The following is a 13,457-nucleotide window of genomic DNA, read 5'->3' on the forward strand; positions in this document are numbered from 1 at the left end:
AGGGTCGATGGCCGGCATCAAAGACGTCGCCGCACGCGCCGGCGTCTCCGTCGCCACGGTGTCGCGCGTACTCAACGACAGTCCGCGGGTCAGCGAGGAGACCCGGGAGAAGGTCGTGGCGGCCATGCGGGCGCTGCGCTACACGCCGAACGGCGTCGCCCGCTCGCTGCGCACCGAGGCCACCCGGACGCTCGGGCTGATCATCGGCGACATCCTCAACCCGTTCTTCGCCGCGATGGCCCGGGCGGTCGAGGACGAGGCGCGGGCGGCCGGGTACACGGTCGTCATCGGCAACGCCGACGAGCGCCCCGAGCAGCAGGACCACTACGTGCGCACGCTCCTCGAGCAGCGGGTCGACGGCCTGCTGATCTGCCCGACGGCGGAGGCGACCCCGCTCGTCGAGGACTGCGTCCGCGCGGGCAGCCCTCTCGTCTTCCTCGACCGCACGCTCCCCGGCCTGGACGTGCCGGCCGTGCGCGCCGACGGCACCGCGGCCATCCACGACCTCGTCCGGCACATCCACCGGCTCGGCCACCGCCGGGTCGCGTTCATCTCCGGGCCGGAGCTGCTGTCCACCGGCCGGGAGCGGACGCGGGCGTTCCTGGACGCGATGCGAGAATGCGGTCTGGACATCCGCGACGAATACCTCGAAACGGGTGACTTCCAGGCGGCCAGCGGCCGGGCCATCGCGGCCCGCTTCCTCGACCTGCCCGAACCTCCCGAAGTGATCTTCGCGGGAGACAACCTCATGGCGCTCGGCGCCCTGGACGAGATCCGGGCGCGCGGGCTGCGGATCCCGGGTGACGTCGCGCTGGCCTCGTTCGACGACGTGGCCTGGTTCGTGCACCTGGACCCGCCGATCACCGCGATCACCCAGCCCGCTGAAGAGCTCGGACGGCGTGCGGTCCGCGTGCTCCTCGAACGCGTCGAGCGCCGCCCCGTCGAGTCGGTGGTCCTGCCGGCCCGGCTCGTGGTCCGCCGCTCCTGCGGAGAAACGGAGACCTGATGACAGAGGAGATCCTGCGGGTACGCGGGCTGCGCAAGCGGTTCCCCGGGGTCGTGGCGCTCGACGGCGTCGACTTCGACCTGCGCCCGGGCGAGGTGCACGTCCTCCTCGGCGAGAACGGCGCGGGCAAGAGCACGCTGATCAAGATGCTGTCCGGCGCGTACCACCCGGACGAGGGCACGATCTTCGTGGACGGCCGGGAGACCGCGATCCGCACCGCCGAGGACGCCCAGCGGCTCGGCATCGCCACCATCTACCAGGAGTTCAACCTGGTGCCCCAGCTGACCGTGGCGGAGAACCTCATGCTCGGCCGGCCGCCCCGGCGCTTCGGATTCGTCGACAAGAAGGCGATGTTCGCCCACGCCCAGGAGCTGCTCGGCCGGGTCGGCGTGGACGCGGACCCGCGCGTGCCGCTGGAGAGCCTCGGCATCGCGCGGATGCAGATGGTGGAGATCGCCAAGGCGCTCGGCCTCGACGCCCGGGTGCTGATCATGGACGAGCCGACCGCCGTGCTCACGACCTCCGAGGTGGAGCGGCTGTTCACGATCGTCCGCCAGCTCAAGGAGCAGGGCGTGGCGATCATCTTCATCACCCACCACCTGGAGGAGATCGCCCAGATCGGCGACCGGGTCACGGTGCTGCGGGACGGCGCGTCGGTCGCCGAGGTGCCCGCCGACACGCCCGAGGACGAGCTCGTACGGCTGATGGTCGGCCGCTCCATCGACCAGCAGTACCCACGGGAACGTTCCACGCGGGGCGCTCCGCTGCTGGAGGTCCGCGGCCTCACCCGTACGGGCGTCTTCGAGGACGTGTCCTTCGAGGTGCGCGCCGGCGAGGTCGTCGGCCTGGCCGGACTCGTCGGCGCGGGCCGTACCGAGGTGGTGCGGGCGATCTTCGGCGCGGACCACTACGACTCCGGCGAGGTCCTCGTCGACGGACGGCCGCTCCGCCGCGGCGACGTCACCGCCGCCATGGAGGCGGGGCTCGGCCTGGTGCCGGAGGACCGCAAGGGCCAGGGGCTCGTCCTCGGGGCGGACATCCGGGAGAACCTCGGCCTGGTCACGATGCGCCACGCGACGCACGCCGGGTTCGTCGACCGGGCGGGCCAGGCCAAGGCCGCCACCAAGGTCGCCGAGCAGCTCGGCGTGCGGATGAGCGGCCTCACCCAGGAGGTCCGCACGCTGTCCGGCGGCAACCAGCAGAAGATCGTCATCGGTAAGTGGCTGCTGGCCGAGGCGAAGATCCTCATCCTCGACGAGCCGACGCGAGGCATCGACGTCGGCGCGAAGGTCGAGATCTACCAGCTCATCAACTCGCTCACCGCCGCCGGCCACGCGGTGCTCATGATCTCCAGCGACCTCCCCGAGGTGCTGGGCATGAGCGACCGGGTGCTCGTGATGGCGCGCGGCAGGCTCGCCGGCGAACTCAGCGCCGCCGACGCGACCCAGGACTCGGTGATGGCACTCGCCGTCGGCGAATTGGAGGAGACAGCATGACAACGGGAGTCCTGCGCCTGCGCAAGGGCGGCTCCGTACTGAGCGAGAACGGCTCGCTCATCGGGCTCATCGTTCTCGTCGTCGCCCTGACGCTGCTGTCCGGCGACTTCCTCACGGTGACGAACCTGCTCAACGTCGGCGTCCAGGCAGCGGTCACCGCGATCCTCGCCTTCGGGCAGACCTACGTCATCATCTCGGCCGGCATCGACCTGTCGGTCGGCGCGGTCGCGGCCCTGTCGGCGGTCGTCCTCGCCTGGACCGCCACCAGCAACGGGATGCCCTGGCCGCTCGCCACCGGCTTCGCGCTGCTCGTCGGCATCGCGTGCGGCCTCGTCAACGGCGCGCTGATCACGTACGGGAAGCTGCCGCCGTTCATCGCCACGCTCGCCATGCAGGGCGTGGCGCGCGGCCTCGGCCTCGTCATCTCCCAGGGCAGCCCCATCGCTCTTCCCGACTCGGTGTCGCACCTCGGCGACACGATCGGCAGCTACCTGCCCGTGCCGGTGATCGTGATGCTCGTGATGGGCGTCATCACCGCCGTCGTGCTGAACCGCACGTACGCCGGGCGGGCGATGTACGCGATCGGCGGCAACGAGGAGGCCGCCCGCCTGTCCGGGATCAAGGTCACCCGGCAGAAGCTCATCACGTACGCCCTGGCGGGCGGCTTCGCCGCCGTCGCGGGGATCGTGCTCGCGAGCCGGCTCGCGTCGGCCCAGCCGCAGGCCGCCCTCGGCTACGAGCTGGACGCGATCGCCGCGGTCGTCATCGGCGGCGCCAGCCTGTCCGGCGGCAAGGGCAAGGCCCTCGGCACCTTCGTCGGCGCTCTCATCCTCGCCGTGCTCCGCAACGGCCTGAACCTCCTGTCGGTCTCCGCCTTCTGGCAGCAGGTCGTGATCGGGGTCGTCATCGCCCTCGCGGTGCTCCTCGACACGCTGCGCCGCCGCCAGGCCCGCTGAAGAATCAAGAAAGGTCTCACCATCATGCAGTTCATCAAGCCGGCCGCGGTGGCGGCCGCCGGAGCGGTCCTCGCCCTCGGCCTCACGGCCTGCAACAAGAGCTCATCCGCCGGCGGCAGTGGCGGCGGCGACATCAAGCTCGGCCTGTCCGTCTCCACGCTGAACAACCCGTACTTCGTGCAGCTGCGCCAGGGCGCCGAGGCCGAGGCGAAGAAGGAGGGCGTCAAGATCACGGTGACGGACGCCCAGAACGACGCCTCGCAGCAGGTCAACCAGGTGCAGAACTTCGTCAGCCAGAACATGAAGGCGATCATCATCAACCCGGTCGACTCCTCGGCCGCCGCGCCGGCGGTCAAGGCCGCCGACCGCAGCAAGATCCCCGTGATCGCCGCCGACCGCGGTGTGACCGGCGCGGACGCCGCCCAGACCGTCGCGTCCGACAACGTCGCCGGCGGCAAGCTGGCGGCGCAGGAGCTCGGCAAGGCGCTCGGCGGCAAGGGCAAGGTCGCCGTCCTGCAGGGCACGGCGGGCACCTCGGCCGCCCGGGACCGGCAGCAGGGCTTCGCCGAGGGCATCAAGGCGTTCCCCGGCATCCAGGTCGTCGCGCAGCAGCCCGCCGACTTCGACCGGACCAAGGGCCTCGACGTCATGACCAACCTGTGGCAGGCGCACTCCGACATCACCGGCGTGTTCGCGGCCAACGACGAGATGGCGCTGGGCGCGATCAAGGCGCTGGGCGGGAAGGCCGGCAAGCAGGTCAAGGTGGTCGGCTTCGACGGTACGCCGGACGGGATCAAGGCCATCCAGGCGGGCACGCTGACCGCCGACGTCGCCCAGCAGCCGGTGCTCCTGGGTCAGCTGGCCGTACAGTCCGCCGTAAAGGCCGCGAAGGGCGGCAAGATCGAGGCGAACGTGGCCGTTCCCGTGAAGGTGGCCACGAAGGACAACGTCGCCCAGTTCACGAACGGAGCCTGATGCCGGACAAGACCTACGACGTGCTGGTCGTCGGCTCGGTCAACGCGGACCTCGTGGTCCGCGTCGACCGGCGCCCGGCGGCCGGGGAGACCGTCCTCGGCTCGGACCTGGCGACCTATCCGGGCGGCAAGGGGGCCAACCAGGCCGTCGCCGCCGCCCGGCTGGGCGGCCGGGTGGCCTTCCTCGGTCGCGCCGGCACCGACGGCCAGGGCGTCTTCCTGCGAGACGCCCTGCGCGAGGACGGCGTGGACATCGCCCACCTGCTCACCACACCGGGCCCGAGCGGGGTCGCGCTGATCACGGTGGACCCCGACGGTGACAACAGCATCATCGTCGCCCCCGGGGCGAACGGCCGGATCACCGAGGACGACGTCACGGCGGCCAGACCGCTGATCGCCGACGCCTCGGTGGTCTCGCTCCAGCTGGAGATCCCCCTCGAGGCCGTGCTGGCCGCCGCGCTCGCCGCCGACGACGCCGGTGCCCGCGTGGTGGTCAACCTGTCGCCGCCCACCGAGGTCCCGGACGAGCTCCTCGCGCTGTGCGACCCGCTCGTCGTCAACGAGCACGAGGCCGCCTTCCTCGGCGCGAGCGACCCGGCCGGGCTGCTGGCGCGCGGCCCGCGCTCCGTCGTGATCACGAAGGGCGCGGACGGCGCGGTCGTCGCCGACGACAGCGGCGTGACCGAGGTCCCGAGCCCGCGCGTCGACGCGGTGGACACGACGGGGGCCGGGGACGCGTTCACCGGGGCCCTGGCGTGGCGGCTGGCGCAGGGCGACGACCTCGCGGAGGCCGCGCGCTTCGCGGCCCGCGTCGGCGCGGCCGCCGTGCGGGTGGCCGGCGCGCAGAGCTCGTTCCCGCGCCCTGGGGATCTGGAGGACCTGTGAAGCGCGCGGGAATCCTCAACGGCGCCCTCTCGGGCGCCCTGGCCCGGCTCGGGCACACCGACCAGATACTGATCTGCGACAGCGGCATGCCGATCCCGGCCGACGTCGAGGTCGTGGACCTCGCGTTCCTGCCGGGCATCCCCGGCTTCGCCGAGGTGCTAGACGGGATCCTGACGGAGCTGGTCGTCGAGGGCGCGATCGCAGCGGAGGAGGTCGTCGGCGGCAACCCCGCGTGCGACGCCCTCCTCGACGACCGGCTCCCCGCCCTGACGTACGTGCCGCACGAGGAGCTGAAGCTGCTCGGGCACGCCGTCAAGCTCGTGGTCCGGACGGGCGAGGCGACCCCGTACGCGAACGTGATCCTCCGGTGCGGCGTGGCGTTCTGACCGGCCGCGCCGTTGAACCCGTATCCGCCCGGGTTCTGACCCGCCGCGCCGTTCGCGGGTGCGATCGGCCTGTGTGCGCCCGGGTACGGCACGACCGGCGGGGGGCGCGGTGCGACCGCTCGGGTCCGGTCGCATCGCCCCTTGCCGCCACTTACTGAAACGTGTTCTACTTTCTGGCGTGAGTCAGCGCTCCCGTGTCGCGATGACGGACGACGAGGTCGCCACGCTCCTCAAGGAGCAGAAGAAACTGCAGTTGGCGACCATCAACCGCGACGGCACCCCCCATCTGGTCACCATGTTCTACGGACTGGTCGACGAAAAGATCGCGTTCTGGACCTACCGAACCTCGCGAAAGGCGCACAACCTGCGCCGTGACCCTCGGGTGACCTGTCTCATCGAGGGCGGCGAGGAATACTTCGAGCTGCGTGGGCTGATGCTGTACGGCACGGTCCGGGCCCTTACCGAACCGAACGACGTTCGGTATGTTGGCACCGAAGTGGTCCGCAGAATGATGGATCTGGAGGATGACGACGCCATCGCCCCGTTCGTCGAGCAGACCGCGGCCAAGCGCCACGCCTACATCGTCGAGCCGACGAGCGTCGCGACCTGGGACCATCGCAAGCTCACCTGAGCGAGGGAGCAATGGAAGTACGAGTCGATCCGCTGGTGTGCGAGGCCAACGGCGTGTGCGTGGGGCTGGTGCCCGAGGTGTTCGACCTCGATGACGACGACGTCCTGCACGTCGTCGAGCCGCACCCGCCCGCCGAGCTGCTCGACCGCGTCCGGCACGCCGTACGGTCCTGCCCCAAGGCCGCGCTGACCCTCGAGGAGTAGCCCCGGCGCCCGACCCCCGGGCGCCACATCGTCGGCCGGCGCACCCGTCGGCCCTGCCATGGAGGTGTGCACGGTGCGAGCCGCGGTCCTACGCCAGGTCGGCGACGAGGAGCTCGATCTGCGCGACGACGCCACGACGACCGAGCCCAATCCCGACCAGGTCAAGGTCAAGGTCAAGGCGACGGGCGTCTGTCACTCCGACCTGTCGGTCCTGTCGGGCGTGCTGCCGATGCCGATCCCGTGTGTCATCGGGCACGAGGGCGCGGGTGAGGTCGTCGAGGTCGGCGACCGGGTGACGAACGTCCAGCCCGGCGACCACGTCGTCATCAACTGGACTCCGGACTGCGGCACCTGCGCCGAGTGCGTGCGCGGCGAGCCGTACCTGTGCATGACGTTCATCGCCCTGACGTTCGGCGACCCGAGGTTCCGGCTGGGCGGCGACGCGCCGGCGTTCGGCATGGCCGGATGCGGCACCTGGGCGGATGAACTGGTGGTGCCGTGGCAGGGCGTCATCAAGGTCGCCGAGGACGTTCCGTTCGAGTACGCCGCCCTGCTCGGCTGCGGCATCCCGACCGGCGTCGGCGCGGTGTTCAACACCGCGAAGGTCCGGCCCGGGTCGAAGGTCGCCGTTGTGGGCGCGGGCGGGGTGGGCCTGTCGGTGATCCAGGGCGCCCGGATCGCCGGCGCGGCGACCATCCTGGCGATCGACCCGAACGAGGCGAAGCATCCGATCGCCAAGCAGTTCGGGGCGACCCACACGGCCACGCTCGACGACCTGACGGAGACGAACGGCCTGCTGACGGGCGGCCAGGGCTTCGACTACGTCTTCGAGGTCGTCGGGAAGGCCGCGGCCATCCAGACGGCCTGGCAGACGACCCGGCGCGGCGGTGACGTCATCGTGGTCGGCGCGGGGGCGGCCGACGACAACTTCCAGATGAACGCCTTCTCGCTGCTGTTCGACGGCAAGACCCTCAAGTCCTCGCTGTACGGCGGCAGCGACCTCAAGCGCGACATCCCGCTCTTCGTCGACCTGTGGCGCGCCGGCAAGCTCGACCTCGAGGGCCTGATCACGCGGCGGATCCGCTTCGAGGACCTCAACGACGCCATCGCCACGCTGAAGCGCGGCGACGCCATCCGGCAGGTCGTGCTCTTCGACTGAGGCCCGGCTTCCGCGCGGACGTACGACTCGAGCATCGTGCGCCCGCGCCTCGAGTGACCCGGCCCCCAGGGATGAAAGGGGCGGCCGGCGGGCGCCGCCCGGCCGCCGGCCGCCCCGCCGCGACCCGTGCTCCCTGACCCAGTGAGGGGAGCGCGGGTCACGCCGTGATGAGGGTGTCCCGGACCAGAACGCCGGTCACCCATCCTCGGTGACTCGCCTGTACATCGCCGCGAGTGGCGAATTCGCTACACCATTCCCCACGGCCCTCAAGTGGCGAAAGTTTTAATTCCCCCATATCGGGCATCTGGCGGGCGTTCAACCCCGGGACCAGGAGGCTCCTATGCGGATACGGGGCGGCATCAGCTTCGTCGGCCTGATTTACATATTGATCGGCATCTTCGTGGCGTGGGACCGCCACTACATCACGATCAGCCTGCTCAAGCACGTCCTGAGCGCGCTTCTCGCCATCTTCCTATGGGTTCTCATTCTCCTCGGCGTCGACCTCCACGTGAGCTGACGCCGTCCCCGCACCGTCATTGCGGCCACCCTTCGGCGAGGGCGGCCGCAGTGACGTTTTCGCCCGGCCGAATCGACGCTCCGGGCCGATGCGAGCCTCAGGGAATGGGCCTGCGCCACAAAGTCGGGACGTCCCCGGACGCGTCACCCGTGAATCCGACGCCGACCAGCGTGCCGCCGGTGACGGTCAGCCCGGTGAGCCGCTGCGTCCCGAGCCCGTTCAGCCCCAGACCGGCCGGCCGCGACGACCGCCACGTACGGCCGTCCGCCGAGGTCCACAGCACCACGTCCGAACCGGCCGCGCCGGCGAGCACGAACCCGTGCGCCGTCACCGTCGCCGCCGTCACCGCCGTGCCCTGGCCCGCCCCGGGCAGCGAGACGGGCTGCCAGGTCCGGCCCCCGTCCGCCGAGACGGTGGCGAAGGCGGCCGATCCGGGGGCGTCCGCGGCCGGCGGGCCGGTCACGTCGGCGGCGCCGGTCACGCCGGTGGCGACCAGCACGCCGTTCCGCGCCACGACCGACGTCAGCGAACCGGCGGCGGCGCCCTGCGGCAGCGCTGGCGCGGCCGGGGACAGTGCCCACTTCTTGCCGTCCGGTGAGGTCCACACCGCCGGCTGCGCCGCCTTGTTCTTCGTCTGACCGCCGACCGCGACGAACCCGGTGGATCCCGCCGTCACGTCGCCCATCCACTTGGGCGCGTCACCGGTGCCGGCCAGGTCGCCCTTGCCCGCGCTTCCGGCCCCCGCCCAGTTCTTCAGGTCCGTGGAGGACCAGGCGCCCGCGCCGTCGCCGGACCGGCCCACGACGACGTACGCGCCGCCGTTCGCGGCGGCGGCCACCGGCGCGAGGCCGGACGTGTCGAACGCCTTGCCGCCCTGGACGTTCTGCCAGGATCCGCCGTCCGCCGACATCAGGACCAGCGGGCGGCCACCGGCACGCCCGACCGCGAGCCAGCCCGGGGTCCCGTGAACGGCGTCGAGGACCTGCCGGGGAGGCGCACCGGCCGGGAGCGTGGCCCGGGTCCACGTCGAGCCGTCCGCCGACGTCCACAGCGCGGCGTCGCCGTTGGAACTGCCGACCGCGAGGATCCGGCCCGCGTCCGCGACCAACCCGGAGAGCGTACGCTCCGGATGCACGGCGTCCGGGACAGCGGTGAGGTTCACGTCGCCGGCGCCCGCCACCGTGAGGTAGGCGTCGGCCGTGCCGGTCCGGCCGGTGACCACCGGACCGGCGGTCGCCGGCGCCACGTCGGTGAGGATGTGGCCCGGCGGCACGTCGCCGACGCGCCGCCAGCTCTTGCCGTCGGCGGTGTTCAGCACGGCGTTCCGGCCGCCGCCCACGGCGGCGAGCGCGGCCAGGCCGCCGTCCGCGCCGCGCAGCGCGACGAGGTGGGAGTAGCCGTCCGTGCCGAGCTGACCGACCGGCGCCCAGGTCTGCCCGTCGGCGGAGCCGAAGATCACCGCGTACGAGGTGGTCTTGCGGTTCTTCTTCGAGCCCGTGGTCCGGGACGCCTCACGGGCGGCGAACAGCCCGGAGCGCGTCGCCGCCAGCGCCACGGCGTTCCCCGACGACCCTTGGGCCTGCGGAACCGTCACCGGCGCCCAGCTGCGCCCGGAGTCCGGCGACCGCCAGAAGGCCTCCCGGTCCGTCGTCTGCTGAACCGTCTTCTTTTTCTTCTTGACCTTCTTCGTGACCGTCACGGTCGTCCGCAGTGTGCCCTCGGCGACGACCGTGTCGCCGTACGCCGCGACGCCGTAGATCCGCAGCGGCGTGCCCGCCGACGCCGGGCTGAGCTGCTCGGGGCCGAGGCGCGACCACGTACGGCCGTCGCGGGAGGTCCAGACGATGGCCTGCGTACCGTCCTTCACCGCCGCCGTGCCGGCCGCGACGAATCCCGAACGCGTACGGACCAGGCGGTCGATCTTGTCACCGGGGCCGAACGCGCCGGCGACCGCGGTGCGCGTCCACGACCGGGCGTCACGGCTCGTCCACGACACGACGCCCGAGGACGTCACGCCGAGCGCCGCCCAGGCCCCGCCCCCGCCGGCGACCAACTGCGGGTACTCCCCCGCCGGCGGGTCGCCGCGGTCGTCGCCGCGGACGCGCGCGGCCCGCCAGGTGCGGCCGCCGTCGGACGAGCTCAGGAACTGCGCCCGGGAGTACACGCCGCCCTGCTCGGAGCCGATCGCCACGACGGTGTCACCGGCCGCGGCCACACCGGCGAGCGCGTGCGCCCGGCCGCTGGTCTTGGCCGCAGGGTCCAGGGCGAACACGCGGTCCGCGGCCACCGCCGCGGGGACCGCCGGCTTCTTCGGCTTGTCGCCACCGCCCGTTCCGACCAGGGCGTACGCCCCGCCGCCGAGGACGACGACCGCGGCCGCGGCGATCGCCACGGGCCGGATCGGCACGGCGGGAAGGCGGCGCGCCCGCTGCGGGGGCGTCCACGGCTCAGCGTCCGCCGCCGGCGACTCCGCAGGCGGCTTGGCCGGCGGGGCGGGCGACGCGGGCGGTGCTGCCGGGGGCGAGGCGGGCGGCGCGGGCGGCGCGCCGCCCGGATAGGCCGCGGCGCTCACCGCGACGGGGACGCCGGCGGGAGGGGTCGGGCGGGGCTCCGGCTCGCCTCGGCTCCAGTCGATGCCGGCCCGGTGCCACACCGCGTTGGAACGCTGCCAGGGCGAGGAGGTCGGCACGCCGGGGACGCGGCGGCCGTCCGGCGCGGACTCCTCCGCCGCCTCCGCGAGCCGCTCGCTGATCCGGCGGCGCTCGTCGCGGCCGGAGCGCCGGGGGGTGCCCGGCCGGGGGTTCTTGGGGTCCGGACGGACGGCACTGCCGCCGAAAGGCTCCCCGGGGGGCGCTCCGCTTCCGGGAGTGGTCACGCTCACCTCTTGTCAAAAGACCGTTCGTGCAGGACCTATCAAACCGCTATTCCGACCGCAACGGGGCCCGGGAGCAGAGCATCCCGGATGGAATCTCACCACGGAAACGGCCTGTGACCGGCCCATTCCCATCCGTCGACGGCAACGCGGAGACGGTCCTCACCATCGGGCCAATAGACGCCTCCAGTACGGCCCGCCTACCGTCCCGTCGGAGGTGGTGACATGTCCCTGACCGTATCCCCCGAGCTGATCGAGCGCGCCCGCCGGGACGACGTCGACGACGCGGCCTTCGTCGACTGCGTCCGTACGTCCCTGCCGTACGCCTGGCAGGTCGTCGCCGGGCTGATGGATGAGCTCCGGACGGACGGCGCCGACTTCGCGGCCAACGAGGTGCCGCCGCCCGACGAGACCGCCCGCGGTCAGCTGCTGCGCATGCTGGCCAGTGACGCGATGCGCGGAGCGCTGGAACGGCACTTCGGGGTGCGCCTGGCGTTCCAGAACTGCCATCGCGTCGCGGTGTTCCGGCCGGGCGCCGACGAGGCCTACCGGGAGTTCGTCACCCCGCGCGCCCAGATCCTCAACCAGCGTCCCGAGCTCGTCGACTGCTGAGGAAAAAGCCCCAGAACGGCGAACGGAGCCGCACGCGTTCGCGTACGGCTCCGTTTTCATTCAGATCAGGCCGGCGCCTTGCCCCGGAGGTAGACCCTGGTGCCGATCGGCAGCAGGTTGGCGACGATGTCCGCGGTGTGCATCGGCGTCCGCACGCAACCGTGCGAGGCCGGGTACAGCGGCACGTCCGGCTCGCCGTGGATGGCGTAGCCACGGAGGAAGTAATTGCCCTTGTACAGCTTGCCGAGCGGACCGGTCTCCCAGCCCTTGGCCTTCCGGTAGACGCTGTAGTTACCGGTCGGCGTACGCGCGTCGATCTTGTGGCCGTTCTGGTAGTAGTACGGCCTGCCGCTCGAGACGTGGCTGATGAGGGTCAGCCTGCCGCCCTTGTAGATGAAGAGCAGCTGGTGCGTGAGGTCGACCTCGGCGCGGTTCGACGCGCCACCCTTGACGATGGACTTCGGCGTCCGGGGCTTGGCCAGCGCGGCCCAGGTCTTCGTGCCGACCGGCGCCGCCTGCGTCGGGTGCATTCCCTGGACCTTCTGGAACGCCCAGACGGCGAAACGGGTCTGACTGCCGTACTGGCCGTCGACCGTCCCCGGGTCATAGTGGAGGGCGGCCAGCCGCTGCTGCAGACGCGTGACCGCAGGGCCCTTGTCACCGAAGTGGAGCGTCGGGTTGGCCTGCGCCGAGACGGGGGATGTGGCGGCGACGGCGTACGCCGTCGCGGGGGTGGCCACAGCCGGGACGAGGGCCATTGCCGACAACGTCCCTATGGCGGCGGCCTTCCCCAGGCTTTTTCGCATACAGGTCTCCCAAACATTGACAGATGGCACAGCCAACCTGTTTTACCTCATGCGGGCAATCTTTACGATGCCTTTCCGGTCGCAGAGGTTCGTTCGGGTTGTGTGGGAGTTGTCACTTCTGCCGGAACGCGGAGGTGGCACCTGGGAGCGGCGGTCAGTGCTAAGGACGGAAGACCTCAGCGTTTGGGCATGGTGCGGGTCTCGACCAGGCCTTTATAGGCGAACGCCCGAATGTGCACGATCGGGGCGTCGGCCGCCAGGTCGCCCACCCAGTCCTCGTCCCGGGTGACGCCGAAACCGTTCACCTCGACGCGGATGCCGGGCGGCACGATGACCTGGATGTCCGACTTGTAGGCGACGGCGAGGATGGTGGTGACCGGCTCGGTCAGCTCCGCCGCCCGCAGGTCGAGCACCCCGCTGCCCTTGTAGACGAGGGCCCGGAACTTCCCCGGCACCCGCCAGCGCCCGGCGTGACGCACGCCGTTCTTGTAGGCGACCGTGTAGCGGCCGGGCTTGGGACCGGCGACCGGGGTCGAGGATCGCGGCACCACTGGAGCGGTGGCCGCCGGCAGGTCGGTGAGCAGCGTGGCGAGGTCGGCGTGGGTCCGGGCGGCCAGGGCCCCGCGCATGCGCTCGTCGAACTCCCCGTCGGTGAGGCGTCCCTCGGCGAAGGCCACCTGCAGCCGCTGGACCGTCTCGTCGCGCTCCTGGTCGGAAGCGCGGATGCTCGGCCGGTTCGGCGTCGCCCCGTCGTACGGCTCCATCGATACCCCCTTCAAATCGAGATGTATCGTAACTTATCTTCTCTCTAACTCCGAGGGGGTCCGGCGGACGACCTTCGGACGCACGTCTCGCGGACGACTTCACGTGCGCGAACAGCCTCCGGCGCACGACTTCACGTGCCGAGCGGCCTCCGGCTCACGCCCGGTGGACGACTTCCGGTGCGCGGACGGC

The 13,457-nt window shown here is 71.8% G+C and carries 14 protein-coding genes; 11 read left to right on the forward strand and 3 right to left on the reverse strand.

Annotation, left to right across the window (positions count from 1 at the left end):
• Positions 1-7: 7 nt before the first annotated feature.
• The 10 genes from ACYVF7_RS48530 to ACYVF7_RS48575 all read left to right on the forward strand — a co-directional run bounded on the left by ACYVF7_RS48530 (position 8) and on the right by ACYVF7_RS48575 (position 8,213).
• Entirely contained in the window at positions 8-1,006 is a 999-nt protein-coding gene (locus ACYVF7_RS48530; RefSeq protein ID WP_460353112.1) for a LacI family DNA-binding transcriptional regulator, read from the forward strand.
• Positions 1,006-2,502 (forward strand): sugar ABC transporter ATP-binding protein, encoded by a 1,497-nt coding sequence (locus ACYVF7_RS48535; protein ID WP_460353115.1) that lies wholly within the window; start codon positions 1,006-1,008, stop codon positions 2,500-2,502. Before ACYVF7_RS48530 ends, ACYVF7_RS48535 begins: the two co-directional genes overlap by 1 nt.
• Positions 2,499-3,458, forward strand: a complete 960-nt coding sequence (locus ACYVF7_RS48540) for an ABC transporter permease (protein WP_345439478.1) — start codon at positions 2,499-2,501, stop codon at positions 3,456-3,458. The genes ACYVF7_RS48535 and ACYVF7_RS48540 overlap by 4 nt, the downstream gene beginning before the upstream one ends.
• A gap of 24 nt (positions 3,459-3,482) precedes the next feature.
• Entirely contained in the window at positions 3,483-4,433 is a 951-nt protein-coding gene (locus ACYVF7_RS48545; protein WP_460353118.1) for a substrate-binding domain-containing protein, read from the forward strand.
• Positions 4,433-5,317: a ribokinase gene (locus ACYVF7_RS48550; protein WP_460353121.1), complete on the forward strand. Its 885-nt coding sequence runs from the start codon at positions 4,433-4,435 to the stop codon at positions 5,315-5,317. The genes ACYVF7_RS48545 and ACYVF7_RS48550 overlap by 1 nt, the downstream gene beginning before the upstream one ends.
• Positions 5,314-5,703 carry a D-ribose pyranase gene (gene rbsD, locus ACYVF7_RS48555; RefSeq protein WP_460353124.1) on the forward strand — a complete coding sequence of 130 codons (390 nt, stop codon included), beginning with the start codon at positions 5,314-5,316 and terminating at the stop codon, positions 5,701-5,703. The genes ACYVF7_RS48550 and rbsD overlap by 4 nt, the downstream gene beginning before the upstream one ends.
• 202 nt (positions 5,704-5,905) lie before the next feature.
• Positions 5,906-6,334, forward strand: coding sequence for a pyridoxamine 5'-phosphate oxidase family protein (locus tag ACYVF7_RS48560; protein WP_460353126.1), 429 nt, complete (start codon positions 5,906-5,908; stop codon positions 6,332-6,334).
• Positions 6,335-6,345: 11 nt separating this feature from the next.
• Complete coding sequence (locus ACYVF7_RS48565) at positions 6,346-6,537, forward strand: ferredoxin (protein ID WP_460353128.1); 192 nt, start codon at positions 6,346-6,348, stop codon at positions 6,535-6,537.
• Between the two features lie 73 nt (positions 6,538-6,610).
• Positions 6,611-7,696, forward strand: coding sequence for a Zn-dependent alcohol dehydrogenase (locus tag ACYVF7_RS48570; protein ID WP_460353130.1), 1,086 nt, complete (start codon positions 6,611-6,613; stop codon positions 7,694-7,696).
• A 340-nt stretch (positions 7,697-8,036) separates the two neighbouring features.
• The gene (locus tag ACYVF7_RS48575; protein ID WP_460353133.1) at positions 8,037-8,213 is read left to right on the forward strand and encodes a hypothetical protein; all 177 of its coding nucleotides are present in this window, start codon (positions 8,037-8,039) and stop codon (positions 8,211-8,213) included.
• Positions 8,214-8,310: 97 nt separating this feature from the next.
• Here ACYVF7_RS48575 and ACYVF7_RS48580 read toward each other — a convergent pair whose 3' ends face one another.
• Positions 8,311-11,088 carry a hypothetical protein gene (locus tag ACYVF7_RS48580; protein ID WP_460353136.1) on the reverse strand — a complete coding sequence of 926 codons (2,778 nt, stop codon included), beginning with the start codon at positions 11,086-11,088 and terminating at the stop codon, positions 8,311-8,313.
• A 222-nt stretch (positions 11,089-11,310) separates the two neighbouring features.
• Here ACYVF7_RS48580 and ACYVF7_RS48585 point away from each other — a divergent pair, with 222 nt between their 5' ends.
• Positions 11,311-11,697: an SCO5389 family protein gene (locus tag ACYVF7_RS48585; RefSeq protein WP_460353138.1), complete on the forward strand. Its 387-nt coding sequence runs from the start codon at positions 11,311-11,313 to the stop codon at positions 11,695-11,697.
• A gap of 65 nt (positions 11,698-11,762) precedes the next feature.
• On the opposite strand, the gene ACYVF7_RS48590 is transcribed toward ACYVF7_RS48585, so the two are convergent.
• Entirely contained in the window at positions 11,763-12,503 is a 741-nt protein-coding gene (locus tag ACYVF7_RS48590) for a L,D-transpeptidase family protein (RefSeq protein ID WP_460353140.1), read from the reverse strand.
• 176 nt (positions 12,504-12,679) lie between these two features.
• Positions 12,680-13,267 (reverse strand): DUF1707 SHOCT-like domain-containing protein, encoded by a 588-nt coding sequence (locus tag ACYVF7_RS48595; protein WP_460353143.1) that lies wholly within the window; start codon positions 13,265-13,267, stop codon positions 12,680-12,682.
• Positions 13,268-13,457 lie beyond the last annotated feature (190 nt).

This window comes from Actinoallomurus acanthiterrae, assembly GCF_054775715.1.